At 68.0% G+C, this 18,639-nt stretch carries 16 protein-coding genes; 13 read left to right on the top strand and 3 right to left on the bottom strand.

Going from position 1 to position 18,639, the window contains the following annotated elements; genetic code table 11:
• The 13 genes from hisF (at window position 1) to C5E10_RS08325 (ending at window position 16,207) form a co-directional block, all read left to right on the top strand.
• Complete coding sequence (gene hisF, locus C5E10_RS08385; protein WP_104331234.1) at window positions 1–804, top strand: imidazole glycerol phosphate synthase subunit HisF; 804 nt, start codon at window positions 1–3, stop codon at window positions 802–804.
• Window positions 801–1,190 (top strand): phosphoribosyl-AMP cyclohydrolase, encoded by a 390-nt coding sequence (gene hisI / locus C5E10_RS08380; RefSeq protein ID WP_104306634.1) that lies wholly within the window; start codon window positions 801–803, stop codon window positions 1,188–1,190. The genes hisF and hisI overlap by 4 nt, the downstream gene beginning before the upstream one ends.
• Window positions 1,177–1,860 (top strand): Trp biosynthesis-associated membrane protein, encoded by a 684-nt coding sequence (locus C5E10_RS08375; RefSeq protein ID WP_181062691.1) that lies wholly within the window; start codon window positions 1,177–1,179, stop codon window positions 1,858–1,860. The genes hisI and C5E10_RS08375 overlap by 14 nt, the downstream gene beginning before the upstream one ends.
• A gap of 34 nt (window positions 1,861–1,894) precedes the next feature.
• Window positions 1,895–2,173: an HGxxPAAW family protein gene (locus tag C5E10_RS08370; protein ID WP_146080203.1), complete on the top strand. Its 279-nt coding sequence runs from the start codon at window positions 1,895–1,897 to the stop codon at window positions 2,171–2,173.
• A 1-nt stretch (window position 2,174) separates the two neighbouring features.
• Window positions 2,175–2,948, top strand: a complete 774-nt coding sequence (gene trpC, locus C5E10_RS08365; protein WP_104331232.1) for an indole-3-glycerol phosphate synthase TrpC — start codon at window positions 2,175–2,177, stop codon at window positions 2,946–2,948.
• Window positions 2,945–4,189 (top strand): tryptophan synthase subunit beta, encoded by a 1,245-nt coding sequence (gene trpB, locus C5E10_RS08360; RefSeq protein ID WP_104331231.1) that lies wholly within the window; start codon window positions 2,945–2,947, stop codon window positions 4,187–4,189. Before trpC ends, trpB begins: the two co-directional genes overlap by 4 nt.
• A 29-nt stretch (window positions 4,190–4,218) precedes the next feature.
• A complete protein-coding gene (gene trpA, locus C5E10_RS08355) occupies window positions 4,219–5,040 on the top strand; it encodes a tryptophan synthase subunit alpha (protein WP_104331389.1) in 822 nt (273 codons plus the stop codon).
• Complete coding sequence (lgt, locus tag C5E10_RS08350) at window positions 5,037–6,143, top strand: prolipoprotein diacylglyceryl transferase (RefSeq protein ID WP_104331230.1); 1,107 nt, start codon at window positions 5,037–5,039, stop codon at window positions 6,141–6,143. Before trpA ends, lgt begins: the two co-directional genes overlap by 4 nt.
• Window positions 6,144–6,331: 188 nt before the next feature.
• Window positions 6,332–10,900 carry a glutamate synthase large subunit gene (gltB, locus tag C5E10_RS08345; RefSeq protein ID WP_219820337.1) on the top strand — a complete coding sequence of 1,523 codons (4,569 nt, stop codon included), beginning with the start codon at window positions 6,332–6,334 and terminating at the stop codon, window positions 10,898–10,900.
• On the top strand, window positions 10,893–12,353 hold the full coding sequence (locus tag C5E10_RS08340) for a glutamate synthase subunit beta (protein ID WP_104241252.1): 1,461 nt from the start codon (window positions 10,893–10,895) through the stop codon (window positions 12,351–12,353). Before gltB ends, C5E10_RS08340 begins: the two co-directional genes overlap by 8 nt.
• 56 nt (window positions 12,354–12,409) lie before the next feature.
• On the top strand, window positions 12,410–13,867 hold the full coding sequence (pyk, locus tag C5E10_RS08335) for a pyruvate kinase (protein ID WP_104241251.1): 1,458 nt from the start codon (window positions 12,410–12,412) through the stop codon (window positions 13,865–13,867).
• Between the two features lie 133 nt (window positions 13,868–14,000).
• Entirely contained in the window at window positions 14,001–15,035 is a 1,035-nt protein-coding gene (locus tag C5E10_RS08330; RefSeq protein ID WP_258071047.1) for an alpha/beta hydrolase, read from the top strand.
• Between the two features lie 68 nt (window positions 15,036–15,103).
• A complete protein-coding gene (locus C5E10_RS08325) occupies window positions 15,104–16,207 on the top strand; it encodes an NADH:flavin oxidoreductase/NADH oxidase (protein ID WP_104331228.1) in 1,104 nt (367 codons plus the stop codon).
• A 130-nt stretch (window positions 16,208–16,337) separates the two neighbouring features.
• Here C5E10_RS08325 and C5E10_RS08320 read toward each other — a convergent pair whose 3' ends face one another.
• The 3 genes from C5E10_RS08320 to C5E10_RS08310 form a co-directional block, all read right to left on the bottom strand.
• On the bottom strand, window positions 16,338–17,105 hold the full coding sequence (locus tag C5E10_RS08320; protein ID WP_104331227.1) for a MerR family transcriptional regulator: 768 nt from the start codon (window positions 17,103–17,105) through the stop codon (window positions 16,338–16,340).
• 26 nt (window positions 17,106–17,131) lie between these two features.
• Window positions 17,132–18,040 carry a DUF2268 domain-containing protein gene (locus C5E10_RS08315; protein ID WP_104331226.1) on the bottom strand — a complete coding sequence of 303 codons (909 nt, stop codon included), beginning with the start codon at window positions 18,038–18,040 and terminating at the stop codon, window positions 17,132–17,134.
• A gap of 97 nt (window positions 18,041–18,137) precedes the next feature.
• A complete protein-coding gene (locus C5E10_RS08310) occupies window positions 18,138–18,596 on the bottom strand; it encodes a MarR family winged helix-turn-helix transcriptional regulator (protein WP_104306627.1) in 459 nt (152 codons plus the stop codon).
• Between the last annotated feature and the right edge of the window lie 43 nt (window positions 18,597–18,639).

Here is an 18,639-nt window from a genome sequence, read left to right as displayed (position 1 = left end):
ATGACCGTCTCCTCATCCGCCCAGAAGTCCACGGGGCTCGCTACGCGCGTCATCCCCTGCCTCGATGTGGCTGAGGGGCGCGTCGTCAAGGGCGTCAACTTCCTGGATCTCCAGGATGCGGGCGACCCCGTCGAACTCGCGGCGCTCTACGCCGAGCAGGGTGCGGACGAGCTGACCTTTCTCGACGTGACCGCCTCGAGCGAGGGGCGGGGGACCACCTACGACCTCGTCACGCGGACGGCGGAGCAGGTCTTCATCCCGCTCACCGTCGGCGGTGGGGTGCGCAGCGTCGAGGACGTTCGCGTGCTGCTCGCGTGCGGTGCCGACAAGGTCGGCGTGAACTCTGCGGCGATCGCACGGCCGGCGCTGCTCGATGAGATCTCCTCGACGTTCGGCAACCAGGTCCTCGTCCTCTCGCTGGACGTGAAGCGCTCGCCGTCGACCGAGTCCGGGTTCGTCGTGACGTCCCACGGTGGACGAACGGACACCGGGATCGACGCGCTTACCTGGGCCCGCGAGGCCATCGAGCGTGGCGCGGGGGAGCTCCTCGTCAACTCCATGGACGCTGATGGCACGAAGGCCGGCTTCGATCTGGAGCTGACCCGTCTCGTCCGCGAGCTGGCGACGGTCCCCGTCATCGCGTCCGGCGGAGCGGGTGCGCTCGAGCACTTCGCTCCCGCCGTCGAGGCTGGCGCGGACGCCGTTCTGGCCGCCAGTGTCTTCCACCACCGGCAGTTCACGATCGGCCAGGTGAAGGACTCCCTGGCCGAAGCCGGAGTCACGGTCAGGCGGAGCGTCCGATGACGGCATCCACGTTTCCCGTTGCCGCGCGGCAGATCGACGAGATCCTCTCGCGCGTCTCGTTCGACGACCGCGGCCTGGTTCCGGCAGTCGTGACCCAGCACGACACCCGCGAGGTGCTCATGCTCGCCTGGTTGAACGCGGAGTCGCTGCGCATGACCCTGACCGAGGGGCGCGTCGTCTACTGGTCCCGCTCTCGTTCGGAGCTGTGGCGCAAGGGAGATACCTCCGGCAATACGCAGCGCCTCGTGAGCTTCGCTCTCGACTGCGATGCCGACACGATCCTCCTGGGCGTCGACCAGCACGGCCCTGCCTGCCACACCGGTACCCGAACCTGCTTCGACGGCGACGACCTCGCGCTCGAGTTCCCGGCCCATGACGTCGCCTGACGCTGCGGGCAAGCGGGGCAAGCGCAGCACGCTCCTCGCGATCGTCGTCGGCACGGCTCTGGCGATCCTTGCCTGGTCGCAGGTGTGGTTCTCGTTCGAGGTGTCCCTCGGGGCGCAGACGTTCGCGGGGGAGGTCCGCGGAGACGTCGCGGCCCCCGCCGTCATGGCGCTCGCGCTAGCTGCCCTCGCCGTCCTCGCGGCGCTGGCCTTGGCGGGAGTCGTGTTCAGGTACGTGCTCGGCGGGCTGCTCACGCTCGTCGGCGCGGTCCTGGTCCTGCAGTCCTTCGTCGCGGTCGGCAACCCGGCCCCGGCCATCGCACCGGAGGTGACGGCAGCATCGGGACTCGCGGGCCAGCAGACGATCGCGGATGCGGTCGCCGCCGGAGCGGTCTCTGTCACCTTCTGGCCATGGCTGGCCGTTGTCGCCGGCGCCGTCCTCGCCTTCGCCGGCGTGCTCGCGATCGTCACGGCCCGCCGGTGGCCGACGAGCGGACGGCGCTTCTCGACGACTTCACTGGAAGCGACCGACGAGATGCCCGACAATGGACAGCCGTCGGGTGACGTTCGTGCGGACGCCCCGGCGGGCAGCGATCAGCGTGTCGAGCAGTGGGATGCGCTGAGCCACGGCGACGACCCCACCGACGCGGGTGGCTCCCGAGCATCCAGCTAGACTGATCCCAGCGCACGTGACAAGGAGCACCCTCATGACTGAACTGGCCGCGAAGACGTCCCACGAACCCACGAGCATCGAAGAGGCCGAAGAGGTCCAGGAGGCGCCGCTGCAGGAGCCTCACGAGAGCCACGGCCACTCGGTTGCCGCGTGGACCGGAGTCCTCATCATGCTCGTCGGCTTCACCGTCGGCACGCTCGGCATCTGGTTCGACCAGAACATCGTCACCTGGGTCGGCGTCGTCGCGATCGTGATCGGGGCCATCGCCTGGCCGCTGCTCGCTCGTCTCGGCTTCGGGCCGAAGGCGCACTAGCTTGCTCGAGTCGCTGTACCACGGCGCTCTCGAGGACGCGGCTGAACGGCGGGAGCGCACTCCCTCGAGCGTTCTCGAGGCTCGAATCTCCGACGTCGCCCCTGCGCTCGATGCGTACGGGGCGCTCGCCCGCTCGGAGCGCGTCAACATCATCGCGGAGGTCAAGCGAGCGAGCCCCTCTCGGGGTCGCCTCGCCGACATCCCCGACCCCGCTGTGCTGGCGGCAGCCTACGAGCGTGGGGGAGCAGCCGCGATCTCCGTACTCACCGAGCAGCGCAAGTTCCTCGGCTCGCTCGACGACCTCCGCGCGGTGCGCGACACGGTCGCCGTGCCCGTGCTCCGCAAGGAGTTCATCGCAGAGGAGTACCAGCTGCTGGAGGCCCGCGCGTGCGGGGCCGACCTGGCCCTGCTCATCGTCGCGGGGCTCGAGCAGTCGACGCTCGTCCGCCTCGCCGAGTTCACGGAGCAGCTCGGCATGACCGCGCTCGTCGAGGCGCATTCAAAGGACGAGCTGCTGCGCGGTCTCGACGCCGGCGCAAGGATCCTCGGCGTCAACGCTCGCAACCTCGCGACCTTCGAGCTCCACCCCGAGCTCTTCGGGGAGCTTGCTCCCCTCTACCCGAACGATGTCGTCAAGGTCGCCGAATCGGCGGTCCTCGAGCCAGCTCACGTGCGTCGCTACCGCGACGCCGGCGCAGACGCCGTTCTCATCGGGGAGGCGCTCGTGACGGGCGGCAACCCGGAATCTACTTTGGAGACCTTCCACCTCGCATGAGCATCTTGCCCCCAGACACCACATCGCTGCGGAACGCCTCTGGCCCCTACTACGGGGAGTTCGGCGGCCGTTTCGTCCCGGAGAGCCTCATGGCGGCTCTCGACGAGCTGTCGAGCGCCTGGGAGGCGGCGAAAGCCGACGATGAATTCTGGGCTGAGCTCTCCCGACTGCACCGCGACTACTCCGGTCGCCCCTCGATCATCACCGAGGCGCCGCGGTTCGCAGCGCACGCTGGCGGCGCCCGCATCATCCTCAAGCGCGAAGACCTCAACCACACGGGTTCGCACAAGATCAACAACGTGCTCGGTCAGGCCCTGCTGACGAAGCGCATCGGAAAGACGCGAGTCATCGCCGAGACCGGCGCAGGCCAGCACGGCGTCGCGACTGCGACCGCGGCGGCGCTCTTCGGGCTCGACTGCACGATCTACATGGGTGCTGTCGACACGGCGCGTCAGGCACTCAACGTCGCGCGGATGCGACTCCTGGGCGCAGAGGTGGTGGCCGTCGAGTCCGGCTCGGCGACGCTCAAGGACGCGATCAACGACGCCATGCGCGACTGGGTCGCATCCGTCGACACGACGAACTACGTGTTCGGCACGGCCGCGGGCCCGCACCCGTTCCCCGCGCTGGTGCGCGACCTCCAGGCCATCATCGGCGAGGAGGCGCGCCAGCAGGTACTCGATCTGACCGGTGCCCTGCCCGACGCCGTCGTCGCGTGCGTCGGCGGCGGGTCCAACGCGATCGGCATCTTCAGCGCGTTCCTCGACGACCCCTCGGTAGCGCTCTACGGCTATGAAGCCGCTGGCGACGGGGTCGACACGCCACGGCATGCCGCGACGATCGGCGCCGGTCGCCCTGGCGTGCTCCACGGCGCTCGCACCCTGCTCCTGCAGGACGTCGACGGACAGACCATCGAGTCGCACTCGATCTCGGCGGGCCTCGACTACCCGGGCGTCGGACCAGAGCACGCCCACCTCGCCGCCATCGGCCGCGCAACGTACCTCCCGGTGACGGATGCGGCGGCGATGGAGGCCTTCCGGCTGCTCTCACGCACCGAGGGCATCATCCCGGCCATCGAGTCCAGCCACGGCCTCGCCGGCGCGCTCGAGCTCGGCAAGGAGCTCGGTCCGGACGCGACGATTCTCGTCTCGCTCTCGGGGCGCGGCGACAAGGACATGGAGACCGCGGCCGAGTACTTCGGCCTCGGCAACCCGGACCGCACCGAGGGAGAAGTCAAGTGACCTCAGCATCGACCACCGCGGCTTCCCCGATCCCGTCCGCGACCTCCGCCCTCGAGCAGGTCATCGACACGGCGAATCGGGACCGCAGGGGCGCGCTCGTCGCCTACCTGCCCGTCGGATTCCCTGACTTCGACACGTCCGTGGCCGCAGCCATCGCGGTCGTCAAGGCGGGCGTCGACGTCATCGAGCTCGGCATGCCGTACTCGGACCCGGTCATGGACGGCCCCGTCATCCAGGCTGCAGCTGTTCAGGCGCTCGAGGGTGGCTTCCGCACGGAGCACGTCTTCGAGGCCATCCGCCAGATCCGCGCCGAGGTGGACGCGCCGATCGTGGTCATGACCTACTGGAACCTCGTCATGCAGTACGGCGTCGACGCGTTCGCCCGCGACCTCGCGGCAGCGGGTGGCAACGGACTCATCACCCCAGACCTCGTCCCCGACGAGGGTGGCGAGTGGATCGCCGCCTCGCACGCGCACGAGCTCGACCGCGTCTTCCTCGCGGCCCCCAGCTCGAGCGACGCGCGCCTCGACCTGGTCATCGACTCCAGCAGCGGCTTCGTGTACACGGTCTCGACCATGGGCATCACGGGAGCCCGGGCTGACGTCGACCAGGCCGCTCGCTCGCTCGCGGACCGACTCCACGCGCACGGCTGCACACGAGCCTGCGTCGGCCTCGGCATCTCGACCGCAGAACAGGTCCGCGAGGTGCTCGAGTATGCAGAGGGCGCCATCGTCGGATCCGCGCTGGTCAAGGCCCTCGCCTCCGGCGGCGTGCCCGCGGTCGCCGAGGTCGCCGCCCAGCTCGCGACCGGAACCGCACTCGACGCTCCATCTTCGAAGGAACAGGCATGACGCCACTGACCGGAATCCCCAGCCCGCCCCTCGAGTGGGCGAGCTTCGAGGTCGGGCCGCTCACGGTGCACCTCTACGCGCTCTTCATCGTGGCGGGCATGATCCTCGCCGTGCTGTGGACGGACCGACGGCTCACCGCGCGTGGCGGTGAGAAGTGGATCACGGTCGACTTCGCCATCTGGGCCGTGCTGCTCGGGCTGCTCGGTGCGCGTCTGTACCACGTCTTCACGCATCCCGCCGACTACTTCTTCGAGGGCGCCAACTTCTGGCGCATCTTCTTCATCTGGGAGGGTGGCAACGCCATCATCGGCTCCCTCATCGGCGGAGCGATCGGCATCCTCATCGCGAGCCGGATGACGGGCATCCGCATGCTCGCGTTCTCGGACGCGCTCATCCCCGGTCTCCTCCTGGCACAGGCCGTCGGGCGCCTCGGCAACTACTTCAACCACGAGCTCTACGGCTGGCCCACCGACCTGCCCTGGGGTCTGCAGATCGAGGCGAGCAATCCAGCCTTCCCCGTCGGCTTGCCGGAGGGCACGCTCTTCCATCCGACGTTCCTGTACGAGATGCTCTGGAACCTCGCGGGCATCGCCCTCATCGTGCTCCTCGAGCGCATGTTCCGGTGGCGCACGGGCAAGACGCTCGCCGCCTACCTCATCTGGTACGGAACCGGGCGCATCTGGATCGAGTCCATTCGCGTCGACTACTCCGAGGTGATCCTCGGGATGCGTTCGAACGTCTTCGGTGCCCTGTGCCTCGTCATCGTCGGCGTCGCGCTCTTCATCTACGTCTCACGTCTCCCGGTCTCGCAGCTGAGCACGAGCATCTACCTTCCCGGGCGCGATCCGGAGTCCGAGGCAGCCAGGGCCGCCGAGACTGCTGAGGGTGCTGAGGGTGTTGAGGCCGACGACCTCGACGGCGACGACGAGCCCGATGGCGACGACGAACTCGATGGAGACGGAAGCGAGCTCGACGCAGAGGAGGAAACCTCCGCGCAATCTTCGGTTCACGACGAGGAAACTTCCGAAGCCAAGCCTAACTCGGGCGATGTGGAAAATACCCCTGATGAGAGCGAAGAAGTCTCCACCAGATCGAAGAGCTGAGGTACATCAGCCCACCCCTCTCGGGCCTTGCTCGTGCACCTCGAAACACAGAAGTAACACAGCGGTCGTAATCTGCTGAATGGACCGACGGACGCCTGTAGGCACCCGCCCCGAACGGGCTCCGTCAACATCAGTCTTCTGTCGAGTCCGCCAAGCGACCCATGGCACCACCGACGAGGGGACGAGTTATGACCTCCGCCGCCTTTCCAACGAATGGCTACCCAGCAGCAGCCGGTCTGTACGACCCTGCCAACGAACGCGATGCCTGTGGGCTCGCGATGGTCGCCACCCTGCGTGGCACGCCGGGTCACGACATCATCGACCACGCGCTCGACGCGCTCCGCCACATGGAGCACCGCGGGGCTGTCGGCTCGGATGCGGGCACCGGAGACGGCGCTGGCATCCTGACGGCGATCCCGGACGACTTCTTCCGCGCGGTCAGCGGCTTCGATCTGCCTGCAGATGGCCGGTACGCGGTCGGCAACGCCTACCTCCCCGTGGACGCGGACGAGCGGGCCAGGGTCAAGGCTGGCATCGCCAAGCTCGCGGCAGAAGAGGACCTCCGCGTCATCGGCTGGCGCGAGGTTCCCGTGCAGCCCGACGAGCTCGGCAAGCTGGCGCGAGCCGCGATGCCCGTCATCGAGCAGCTCTTCGTGCGCAGCGAGCGCCAGAACTTCCGAGGGAACCCGCGCAAGGGCGCGTCCCTCGACCGGCAGTGCTACCGCATGCGCAAGCGCGCCGAGCATTCGCTCGGCGTGTACTTCATGTCGCTCTCGTGCCGCTCGATCACCTACAAGGGCATGGTCACGACGCTGCAGCTGGAGCCGTTCTACCCGGACCTGAGCGATGAGCGCTTCGCCTCCAAGCTCGCGATCGTGCACTCTCGCTACTCGACGAACACGTTTCCGTCGTGGCAGCTCGCGCAGCCGATGCGCATGATGGCGCACAACGGCGAGATCAACACGGTTCGCGGCAACCGCAACTGGATGCGCGCGCGGCAGTCGCAGCTGCGCTCCGAGATCCTCGGCGACGTCGCGGACCTGTTCCCGATCGTGACCGAGGGTGCCAGCGACTCGGCCTCCTTCGACGAGGTGCTGGAACTGCTGACCCTCTCGGGTCGCTCCCTCGCGCACGCCGTGCACATGATGGTGCCGGCAGCGTGGGAGACCGCAGAGGATCTGAGTGCCGAGGTGCGTGACTTCTACGAGTACCACTCGCTCATCATGGAGCCGTGGGACGGGCCTGCGGCGATGGCCTTCACCGACGGCCGCTACGTGTGCGCGACGCTCGACCGGAACGGGCTTCGCCCCGGCCGCTTCGTGCAGACGGCCGACGGCCTCATCGTGCTGGGCTCCGAGGTCGGGGTCGCCAGCCTCGACCCCGCGACCGTCATCCGCAAGGGGCGTCTGCGCCCAGGACAGGTGCTCCTCGTGGACACCGAGGTCGGCCGCCTCATCGAGGACGATGAGGTCAAGCACGACCTCGCTGAGCTGCAGCCGTGGGGGGACTGGCTCGACGAGGGTCGCATCAACCTCGCTGAGCTGCCGGAGCGCGAGCACGTCACGCACACGCCGGCCTCTGTCGAGCGCCGCCAGCGCACCTTCGGCTACACCGAGGAGGAGCTGCGCATCCTGCTCGCTCCGATGGCGAAGAACGGTGCCGAGCCGATCGGAGCCATGGGGACGGACACGCCGATCGCGATCCTCACGGACCGACCGCGGCTCGTCTTCGACTACTTCACGCAGAACTTCGCGCAGGTGACGAACCCGCCGCTCGACTCGATCCGCGAGGAGGTCGTGACGAGCCTCACGACGAGCATCGGGCCGCAGGAGAACCTGCTCAGCGCCGGCCCTGAGCACGCGCGTCAGGTCGTGCTGGACTTCCCGGTTATCGACAACGACCAGCTCGCGAAGATCCAGCACATCGAGCAGCGCCCCGGTATCGACGCGGCGGAGACGCTCCGCGGCTGCTACCGGGTCGATGACGGCGTCGAGGGGCTGCGCAAGCGCCTCGAGGAGCTGTGCGAAGAGGCCGACCGCGCGATCGACGCCGGCGCTGGCTTCATCGTGCTCTCCGACCGCGACTCGAACCGCGACTACGCGCCCATCCCCTCCCTGCTCATGACGAGTGCCGTGCACCACCACCTGATCCGCACGGAGCGCAGGATGCGCGTCGGCCTGGTCATCGAGGCGGGTGATGTCCGCGAGGTGCACCACGTCGCAGTGCTGCTCGGCTACGGCGCTTCCGCCGTCAACCCGTACCTGGCGATGGAGTCCTGCGAGGACATGGTCCGTCAGGGCAAGCTCACCGGGGTCTCCGAGGAGAAGGCGGTCGCCAACCTCATCAAGGCGCTCGGCAAGGGCGTCTTGAAGATCATGTCGAAGATGGGTATCTCCGCGGTCTCCTCCTACGCGGGCGCGCAGTGCTTCGAGGCCGTCGGTCTCTCGAACGAGCTCGTCAGCGAGTACTTCACGGGCACGGCGAGCAAGATCTCCGGAATGGGGCTGGAGGGCATCGCCCGCGAGAACCAGCTCCGCCACCGCCACGCGTACCCGGCCCAGGCTGCTCCCGCGTCGCACCGCCCCCTCGACATCGGCGGCGAGTACCAGTGGCGCCGTGAGGGGCCACCGCACCTCTTCAACCCGAACACGATCTTCCGTCTGCAGCACTCGACGCGCGAGGGCCGCTACGACATCTTCAAGGAGTACACGAAGCTCGTCGACGACCAGGCCGCGGAGACGATGACGCTGCGTGGGCTCTTCAAGCTCAAGGTGGGCGACCGGACTCCGATCCCGATCGACGAGGTCGAGCCGGCTTCCGAGATTCTCAAGCGCTTCCAGACCGGTGCCATGAGCTACGGCTCCATCTCGAAGGAAGCGCACGAGACGCTCGCCATCGCGATGAACCGCATCGGCGGCAAGTCGAACACGGGTGAGGGTGGCGAGGACGTCGAGCGCCTCCTCGACCCCGAGCGACGCAGCGCCATCAAGCAGGTCGCCTCGGGCCGGTTCGGCGTCACGAGCATGTACCTGACCCACGCGGATGACATCCAGATCAAGCTGGCGCAGGGCGCGAAGCCGGGCGAGGGCGGGCAGCTGCCTCCGACGAAGGTCTACCCCTGGGTGGCTCGGACGCGCCACGCGACACCCGGCGTCGGACTGATCTCCCCGCCCCCTCACCACGACATCTACTCCATCGAGGATCTCAAGCAGCTGATCTTCGACCTCAAGCGCGCGAACCCGTCGGCGCGCATCCACGTGAAGCTCGTGAGCGAGAACGGCATCGGCGCGGTTGCCGCCGGTGTGACGAAGGCGCTTGCCGACGTCGTCCTGGTCTCGGGCCACGACGGCGGCACGGGCGCCTCGCCGCTCAACTCCCTGAAGCACGCGGGAACTCCGTGGGAGCTCGGTCTTGCCGAGACGCAGCAGACGCTCATGCTCAACGGCCTGCGCGACCGCGTGGTCGTGCAGGTGGATGGTCAGCTCAAGACGGGCCGCGACGTCATCGTCGGCGCCCTGCTCGGTGCCGAGGAGTTCGGCTTCGCGACCGCGGCGCTCGTCGTCTCCGGCTGCATCATGATGCGCGTCTGCCACCTCGACACGTGCCCCGTCGGCGTCGCCACGCAGAACCCTGAGCTGCGCGCCCGCTACACGGGCCAGGCCGACCACGTCGTGAACTTCTTCGAGTTCGTCGCGCAGGAGGTCCGCGAGTACCTCGCGGAGCTCGGCGTGCGCTCGCTGGACGAGATCATCGGGAAGCGCGAGCTCCTCGAAGTCGACGAGGCGATGCATCACTGGAAGACCGAGGGGCTCGACCTCTCCCGCGTGCTCACCGGCCACGAGTTCGGCGATGCGCCGACTCGGAGCCTCGTCACCCAGGAGCACGAGCTCGACCAGCACTTCGACCAGAAGCTGCTCACGCTCGCCGAGCAGGCGCTCGAGCGCGGCGAGTCGGTCAAGGTGTCGATGGACGTCATCAACACCGATCGCGCCGTCGGCACGATGCTCGGGCACCACGTGACCCTCAAGCATGGTGAGCACGGCCTGCCAGCAGGCACGATCGACATCGAACTGCGGGGGACCGCAGGGCAGTCGCTCGGCGCGTTCCTGCCGAACGGCATCCGCATCCGGCTCGTCGGAGACTCGAACGACTACGTCGGCAAGGGACTCAGCGGTGGCGAGATCATCCTCAGGCCCGACGAGCGCGCGCCGTTCAAGTCGCACGAGAACGTCATCGCGGGCAACGTCATCGGCTACGGCGCGACGAGCGGAACCATGTTCCTGAGCGGCGTCGTCGGCGAGCGCTTCCTCGTCCGCAACTCCGGCGCCACTGCAGTGGCGGAGGCCGTTGGCGACCACGCGCTCGAGTACATGACCGGCGGACTCGCCGTGATCCTGGGGGAGACGGGCAAGAACTTCGGCGCGGGCATGTCCGGCGGCATCGCCTACGTGCACAAGCTCGACCCGAAGCTCGTCAACCCCGACATGGTCTCGACGGGTGAACTCGGTCTGACGACGCTGACCAGCGCCGATGCCGACATCCTGCGCGACATCCTCGAACGCCACTACACGGAGACCGACTCGCAGCTCGCTCGCGAGATGCTCGACGACTTCGACGCGGTGTCGAAGGAGTTCACGAAGGTGCTCCCGCGTGACTACGCGAAGGTCACCGAGATCCGCAACGCCGCCATCGAACGCGGTGGCGACCCCGACGACAGCACGACCTGGCACGAGATTCTGGAGGCGACCCGTGGCTGACCCGAGAGGATTCCTCACCAATCGCGAACGCGAGCTCCCCAAGCGTCGGCCCGTTCCCGTGCGCATCATGGACTTCAGCGAGGTCTACGACCCGCAGGAGCCCACCCAGCTGCGACGGCAGGCTGGGCGCTGCATGGACTGCGGTGTTCCGTTCTGCCACCAGGGCTGCCCGCTCGGCAACATCATCCCCGAGTGGAACGACCTGACGTTCCGCGGCGACATGGCGGGCGCAAGCGAGCGCCTGCACGCCACGAACAACTTCCCGGAGTTCACTGGACGCCTGTGCCCGGCCCCGTGCGAGTCGTCGTGCGTGCTCGGCATCAACCAGCCGGCCGTCACGATCAAGCGCGTCGAGCAGTCCATCGCGGACACGGCCTTCGCGGAGGGCAACGTCCGTCCGCACCCGCCAGAGCGCCTGACGGGCAAGACGGTCGCCGTCGTCGGATCGGGGCCAGCGGGCCTCGCGGCCGCCCAGCAGCTGACCCGTGCCGGCCATACGGTCGCGGTGTTCGAGCGTGACGACCGCATCGGCGGGCTGCTGCGCTACGGCATCCCGGACTTCAAGATGGAGAAGTCCGTGCTCGACGCTCGTCTCTCGCAGATGCGCGCCGAGGGCACTCGCTTCCGCACCGGCATCGAGATCGGTCGCGACATCACGTGGGACAACCTCCGCCAGCGCTACGACGCCGTCGTGGTCGCCACCGGAGCGCTGGTCCCGCGCGATCTCCCCGTGCCGGGCCGTGAGCTCAAGGGTGTCCACTACGCGATGGACTTCCTGACGCAGTCGAACCGCGTGGTCGCGGGCGACGACCTCGCCTCGCAGATCCACGCCGAGGACAAGCACGTCATCGTCATCGGCGGTGGAGACACCGGTGCAGACTGCATCGGCACCTCGCACCGCCAGGGCGCGGCCTCGGTCACGAATCTCGCCATCGGCAAGGAGCCGCCGACCGAGCGTCCCGCGCATCAGCCGTGGCCGACGACCCCGACCCTCTTCGAGGTCTCGACCTCGCACGAGGAGGGCGGCGAGCGCGCCTTCCAGGCGTCCACGGTCGAATTCATCGGCGACGAGTCCGGTCGAGTCCGCGCGATCCGCCTCGCTGAGACAGAGTTCCGCGCCGACGGCTCCCGCGGCCCGAAGGCGGGCACGGAGCGCGAGCTTCCCGCCGACCTGGTGCTGCTGGCCATGGGCTTCACGGGCCCGGAGCGGCACACGATCGAACCTCAGCTGCAGCTCCCGTTCACCTCACGGGGAGCCCTCGACCGCACTGCCGAGTACGAGACGGAGCTTCCTGGAGTGTTCGTCGCGGGCGACGCGGGCCGCGGCCAGTCGCTCATCGTCTGGGCGATCGCCGAGGGACGTGCGGCAGCCGCCTCCGTCGACCGGTATCTTGAACAGTCGACGGAGCTTCCGGAGCCGATCCTCGCCACCGAGCGCGCGATCTCCCTCTGAATCCGCCACCACGCGCCTCTCGGCGCACCACAGTTTCGACGAACCGGAGTTAATGCATGAGCCGTAGAGCGAAGATCGTCGCCACCCTCGGTCCAGCCGTCAACACCCCTGAAGGGATCCGCGCCCTCATCGGCGCCGGCGTCAACGTCACGCGCTTCAACCTCAGCCACGGCGACCACGCCGTGCACACCGAGAACTACACCCTCGTTCGGGATGCGGCCGAGGAGCTCGGCGTTCCCGTCGCGATCCTGGTCGACCTGCAGGGACCGAAGATCCGTCTCGAGAAGTTCGAGGACGGCCCCCACCACCTCGCGGTCGGGGACATCTTCAAGATCACCTCCCAGGACGTACCCGGCACGAAGGACCTCGTCGGCACGACCTACAAGGGCCTGCCCACCGACGTGAAGCCGGGCGACCCGCTGCTCATCGATGACGGCAAGGTGCTCGTGCGCGTCGTGGAGACCGACGGCGTGACCGTCACGACCCGCGTCGAGGTGCCAGGAAAGGTCTCGAACAACAAGGGCATCAACCTGCCCGGCGTCGCCGTGAACGTGCCAGCCCTCTCCGAGAAGGACGAGGACGACCTGCGCTGGGGTCTGCGCATCGGCGCCGACATCATCGCCCTGTCGTTCGTGCGCTCGGCGGAAGACATCAACCGCGTCCACGCGATCATGGACGAGGAGGGCATCCGCCTTCCCGTGATCGCGAAGATCGAGAAGCCGCAGGCCGTCGAGAACCTCAACGAGATCGTCGACGCGTTCGACGGCATCATGGTCGCCCGCGGCGACCTCGGCGTGGAGCTTCCGCTCGAGCAGGTCCCGATCGTGCAGAAGAACGCGATCCAGCAGGCCCGTCGCTGGGCGAAGCCCGTGATCGTCGCGACGCAGATGCTCGAGACGATGATCGAGAACCCGCGCCCCACCCGCGCAGAGGCATCCGACTGCGCCAACGCCGTCCTCGACGGCGCCGACGCGCTCATGCTGTCCGGCGAGACCAGCGTCGGCGCATTCCCGATCGAGGCGGTGCGCACCATGGCGCGCATCATCGAGTCGACCGAGACGCACGGCCTGGACCGCATCCCGCCGCTGGGCACGAAGCCCTTCACGCAGGGCGGAGCGATCACCCTCGCCGCGTCGGAAGTGGGCGAGTTCCTCAAGGCGAAGTACTACTGCGTGTTCACGGAGTCCGGTGACTCGGTGCGGCGCATGGCGCGCCTGCGCACCGAGATCCCCGTGCTCGGGTTCACCCCGTCGCCGCACATCGCGCGTCGCATGAACCTCTACTGGGGCGTCAAGGCCGCCATCGTGGAGCGCGTCACGCACACCGACGAGATGATCGGGCAGGTCGACAAGTACCTCATGGAGAACGGCCTCGCCCAGGCGGGCGACGTCGTCGTGGTCGTCGCCGGCATGCCGCCGGGCCGCGCTGGCACCACCAACGACCTCCGCGTGCACCGCGTTGGCGTCGATGACGACCGTGTCGTCCCCGCGTACGAGGGCAAGCACACCCGCTAGCCGCACGTTCCCGCCGAGAGGCCGGTCAGGACCCGCACGGTCCTGACCGGCCTCTTGTCGTCGGTGAGAGCCCGCCGCGGCCCCAGGTTGGGTATCGTTTCACCATGTCGATCGTCAAGACGCGGAGCGAGTCGTGAGTCCGGTGCAGGGGTCCACCGAGCTGGACGTCAGAGATGCGCTTGTCGCGGCGACGGAGTGGCGACCGGATATCCTCGGTTCCGGCTTCTCGGCACTCGATCTGACGCTCAAGCCCGACCACGAGGGCCCGGTCGTCGCAACGCTCGTACGCGGGCCGAGGGCGGACCGCTTCGCGCGGGGCCCGGCACGTGGTGCTGACGTCCTGTACGTGCACGGCTGGTCCGACTACTTCTTCCAGAAGCACCACGCGCACCACTGGGCGAGCGAAGGCGCGCGCTTCTTCGCGCTCGACCTGCGCAAGTACGGGCGCAGCCTCCGCGACTACCAGACCCCCGGATTCGTCACAGACCTCGCGACCTACGACGAGGAGCTAGAACGCGCCCTCGAGGTCATGGGGCATGGGCCAGGTGGGCACCGCCGGGGCAGGCATCCGCTCATCCTGGTCGGCCACTCCACGGGTGGCCTCACGCTGAGTCTCTGGGCGGACCGGAACCCCGGTCGCGCGGATGCGCTCATCCTGAACAGCCCGTGGCTCGAGCTGCAGACCAGGGCCGCAGTGCGCACGGCGCTGACTCCGCTCATGACGCTCGCGGCCCAGCTGCGCCCCACGGACACGTTCAACAACATCGACTTCGGCTTCTACACGAGGGCTGTGAAGAAGGAGCTGGGCGGCGAGTGGGAGTTCGACGAGCGCTGGCGGCCGACGCCGAGCTTCACGGTGCGAGCTGGCTGGCTCCACGCTATCCTCGCCGGTCACGCGGCAGTCGCCGTTGGGCTCGACATCCGGGCCCCCGTCCTCACGCTCCTGTCGTCCCGGAGCACGCTGTCGCCGATCTGGCATGAGTCGATGCGCACCTCCGATTCCGTGCTGCGCGTCGACGACATCGCTCGGCGCTCACTCAATCTCGGTGACACGGTCACGGTACGTCGCCTCGACGGCGCGCTGCACGACGTGCTGCTCTCCGCCCCGCCTGTGCGGGCCGAGGCGTTCGCGGCGATGAGTCGGTGGTTGAAGGCGTACCTCCACTGATCCGCAGCGGGAACAACAGCGGCCGGATCGCTGTTGGAACGCGTGTGCCCCAACGTCGAAAGGTCAGCATGAGCCGTCTCCTGTCACCCGTCACCCTGCCGAGCACGGAGGGTGGCGGCCTGCCGTTGCGCAACGCCACGTTCCTCGCACCGATGTGCCAGTACTCGGTGACGCGCCGAGACGGTCTTCCCACGTCCTGGCAGCTCGTGCACCTGGGTGCGCGGGCGAGCGGCGGGTTCGGGCTCGTCTGGACGGAGGCGACAGCGATCGTCCCCGAGGGCCGCATCTCGCCGGAAGACACGGGAATCTGGAGCGACGAGCACGCTGAGGCGTGGCGACCCATCGTCGACTTCCTTCATGAGCAGGGCGCTGCTGCCGGTATCCAGCTCGGTCACGCAGGCGGCAAGGCATCCGCCTACCCGGCTCTGCCGGAGACGGCACGAGGCACCGTTCCCGCGGACGAGGGCGGTTGGAGTGCGCAGGCCCCGTCGAGCACCGATGTCTTCGGGCTCGCGGTGCCTGCCGAACTCACCGTCACGCAGATCTCGGACCTCGTGACCGACTGGGGCAGGGCGGCCCGCCGCGCCGACGACGCGGGCTTCGACGCACTGCAGGTCCACGCGGCTCACGGCTACCTGCTGCACGAGTTCCTCTCGCCGCTCTCGAACGAGCGGACCGATGAGTACGGCGGCTCGTTCGAGAACCGCACTCGCTTCGTCCTCGAGGTCGTCGCCGAGGTGCGGCGCAACTGGCCAGCCGAGAAGCCCCTCGCGATTCGCTTCTCCGGCGAGGACTGGGTGGAGGGCGGCTGGACGATCGCCGAGACCGTCATGCTCGCGAAGCTCGTGCACGAGCTGGGCGTCACCGTGTTCGACCTCTCGAGCGGTGGCATCGGCGCCTTCGCCGGCCCGGTCGGCCCCGGCTACCAGGTGTCGCTCGCCCGGGCGGTCCGCGAGGCGCTTCCCGCGGAGACCGCATTTGTGACGGCGGTCGGCCAGATCACCGAAGCGCGCCACGCCGAGGCGATCCTGGTGGGTGGCGATGCCGATGGGATCACGATCGGCCGAGCCGCGCTCGCCAACCCGAACTGGCCGGTGCACGCCGCTGTGCAGCTGGGAGACGGGCAGGCCGGCCTCGTCGCACCCCAGTACTGGCGCGCGACCATGGGCTAGCTGTACTGCTAGCGGCGCTGACCCGCATCACGCCGTTCCGTTCTTCATCCGCGCCGACGTGGCGGCGGAGGTCGGTACGACAACGCCACGAGTGCTCGCATGCATCCACTGACCGTCCGAGCCAAGGGCGTCACGGGAGGCGACGCATGTGAGTACGAAGCACTTCGGCGGCGAATCGTGCGGCTTCCTCGCTTCCGAAACTCACGTAAAAATCCGGATTCGACTCGTACTGGTCCGCGATGCCGAGCACCATTGCGGTAGACCTCTCCGCGTCGCCGGCATGCGTTGGTGTTCCAGGGATCTGGGCGAACCAGTCCAGGTGAGCGGTCGCCTGCGTCCGGGCCGCTGCGGAATCGGGCTCGTGACCTGCTTCCTGCAGTTCTCGCCAGCGCGCCAGAAGAGCCTCCGTGTCAGCCTTCCACGCGCGTTGTTCGCGAACGGACTTGCCGTGCCACCACTGATGAGAGGCGTCTAACGCGTCGCGCCCCCAGCGCTCGACGACCTCGGCTTCGTAGGCGTCGTTGAAGCCCTGAAGCATGACGTCCATGCGAGGCTCACGGCCTTCCTGGCGCATCGCCAACGTGTGCTGAACCGCGGCAATGCGCCGCTCAAGCGTCGCCTTGTCCGCATTCAGCTGCTCCAGGTGAGTCTGCAGCGCTTCTCGCTCTGCGAGCGGTGTCTCGGGCGCATCCAGCACTGCAGCGATCTCAGTCAAGGCCATCCCCGTCTCGCGAAGCAGAAGGAGACGTTGCAGTCGAGCGACCGAAGTGGGCCCGTAGTAGCGGTAGCCGTTCGACCCGACGCGGTCCGGATGGAGCAACCCGATGCGATGGTAGTGGCGCAATGCAGCGCCGCTTATGCCCGCTCTCTCGGCGAGCTCCTTGACCGTCCATTCCATACGCACTCCTCAGAGTCTCTCGACCGTCAGCTCCGCTCGGAACCTGCAAGACCGAGGCGAGGCAGAGCCCGCAGCAAGATCTCCGCCGCAGGGGTCCGCACGTTCTGCGCCGCCGTCGTGCCTGTGGCCTCGACGTACGCTGCAACGATTCGTGCTCCAGCGGCGTAGCCCGCTCCAGTGGGCAGACCCACCGGGGAACCCCCCATCAGTCTCGCCGTGGCATCACCGAGAACCCAACCGGCAAACTCCTGCATTCCGGTGATTTCAAGCCCGGTCGCGACCTTTGCGAGCACTTGGTCATCAGAGCGAGTCGCGTCGGTGACGAAATGGGTGTGTCCAGCGCCGCCGTAGAGTTCCGTCGCGAAGGTGTCCGCGAGTCCTTCGGAGATGACGTGCTCTCCTACCGTCACCGTGGCAGGGTTCCAGGCAATGCCGCCTGGCGAGTAGCGGATATTGTGATGGAGCTCATGGACGGCGATGGCTTCGAGTCGGTCGAGGACACGCTGAGTGGGCCACACGGTGATAGCTATGAAGCCGCTGATCCCGCCGAACCCTGACAAGCCCTGAACCTCGTTGAGGAAATGCTCGCTGGTGGGATCGCCGAGCAGGAGCAGCACCGTGAGATCCGGCACGAACACGCTCGGGTCCGCGGCCGTCAGCGCGGCTGCTCCCGCCTCCAGGGCCTCGGCCACACGGGTCCACGCAGCAGCGTCCACCAGCATCTGCAACCCCTCACGCAGCTGGTCCGAGGACTTCTCCCAGTCGAAGCCGAAGTTCTGACGGTGAATCGACGCCATATCCAGTTGGTCGGGAATGAAGTGGTACATGCCCGCCATCGGCGCCCACATCTCGCGCACGAGGTCCGCACGCTTATGAGGGGTCTCATCCAGAACCCGCGCCATCGCAGAGGCGCTGTCAATCAGTGAAATGGTCATGGCATTCGACTGTAGACATTGACCTAGGTGCAAGGTCAACCATCGCGTCGATGCGTGTCCCCGGCCGGTGCTCCTCGGCCGTTTCTGAGGTGTCGAGCTAGCTGCGGGGCCCGCGCGCCCCCTCGGCCCTGGCTGTGGTCGAGTCGTCGAGGAGCCGGGTGAGCGTGTCTTTGAGCGCCTCGAGTTCCGGGAGGGTCCATCCGAGCTCCGCGACGACCTTGACCGGCACCTCCTCGGCCTTGGCCCGCAGCTCAAGGCCCGGGGGAGTGAGTCGAATCTCGACGGCTCTCTCGTCGTCTGGTCGCCGGCTGCGGGTGACCAGGCCAGAGGTCTCGAGTCGTTTCACGAGCGGGCTGAGCGTGGCGGGTTCAAGATGCAGGGCCCTCGCGAGCTGACCGAGTGTCTGTCCGTCGTTCTCCCAGAGCCCGAGCATCACCAGGTACTGCGGATGCGTGAGGCCGAGCGGCTCGAGGATGGGTCGGTAGAGCGAGATGACGCTTCGGCTGGCCGCGGCGAGGGCGAAGCAGAGCTGCTTGTCGAGCGCGAGGAGATCCACGGGACCAGACTAGTCGCGCACACAGACCACGAATAGTTAGTAC

The organism is Pseudoclavibacter sp. RFBG4 (genome assembly GCF_002931515.1).
Classification (GTDB): Bacteria; Actinomycetota; Actinomycetes; order Actinomycetales; family Microbacteriaceae; genus Pseudoclavibacter.
Note: the sequence above shows the minus strand (reverse complement) of the source record. Positions and strands in the feature narration are given on the sequence as shown.

Excerpts from the sequence above, each read along its gene's own strand:
- hisF (WP_104331234.1), top strand. The coding sequence starts at position 1 with ATGACCGTCTCCTCATCCGCCCAGAAGTCCACGGGGCTCGCTACGCGC.
- hisI (WP_104306634.1), top strand. The coding sequence starts at position 801 with ATGACGGCATCCACGTTTCCCGTTGCCGCGCGGCAGATCGACGAGATC.
- C5E10_RS08375 (WP_181062691.1), top strand. The coding sequence starts at position 1,177 with ATGACGTCGCCTGACGCTGCGGGCAAGCGGGGCAAGCGCAGCACGCTC.
- C5E10_RS08370 (WP_146080203.1), top strand. The coding sequence starts at position 1,895 with ATGACTGAACTGGCCGCGAAGACGTCCCACGAACCCACGAGCATCGAA.
- trpB (WP_104331231.1), top strand. The coding sequence starts at position 2,945 with ATGAGCATCTTGCCCCCAGACACCACATCGCTGCGGAACGCCTCTGGC.
- lgt (WP_104331230.1), top strand. The coding sequence starts at position 5,037 with ATGACGCCACTGACCGGAATCCCCAGCCCGCCCCTCGAGTGGGCGAGC.
- gltB (WP_219820337.1), top strand. The coding sequence starts at position 6,332 with ATGACCTCCGCCGCCTTTCCAACGAATGGCTACCCAGCAGCAGCCGGT.
- pyk (WP_104241251.1), top strand. The coding sequence starts at position 12,410 with ATGAGCCGTAGAGCGAAGATCGTCGCCACCCTCGGTCCAGCCGTCAAC.
- C5E10_RS08325 (WP_104331228.1), top strand. The coding sequence starts at position 15,104 with ATGAGCCGTCTCCTGTCACCCGTCACCCTGCCGAGCACGGAGGGTGGC.
- C5E10_RS08320 (WP_104331227.1), bottom strand. The coding sequence starts at position 17,105 with ATGGAATGGACGGTCAAGGAGCTCGCCGAGAGAGCGGGCATAAGCGGC.
- C5E10_RS08315 (WP_104331226.1), bottom strand. The coding sequence starts at position 18,040 with ATGACCATTTCACTGATTGACAGCGCCTCTGCGATGGCGCGGGTTCTG.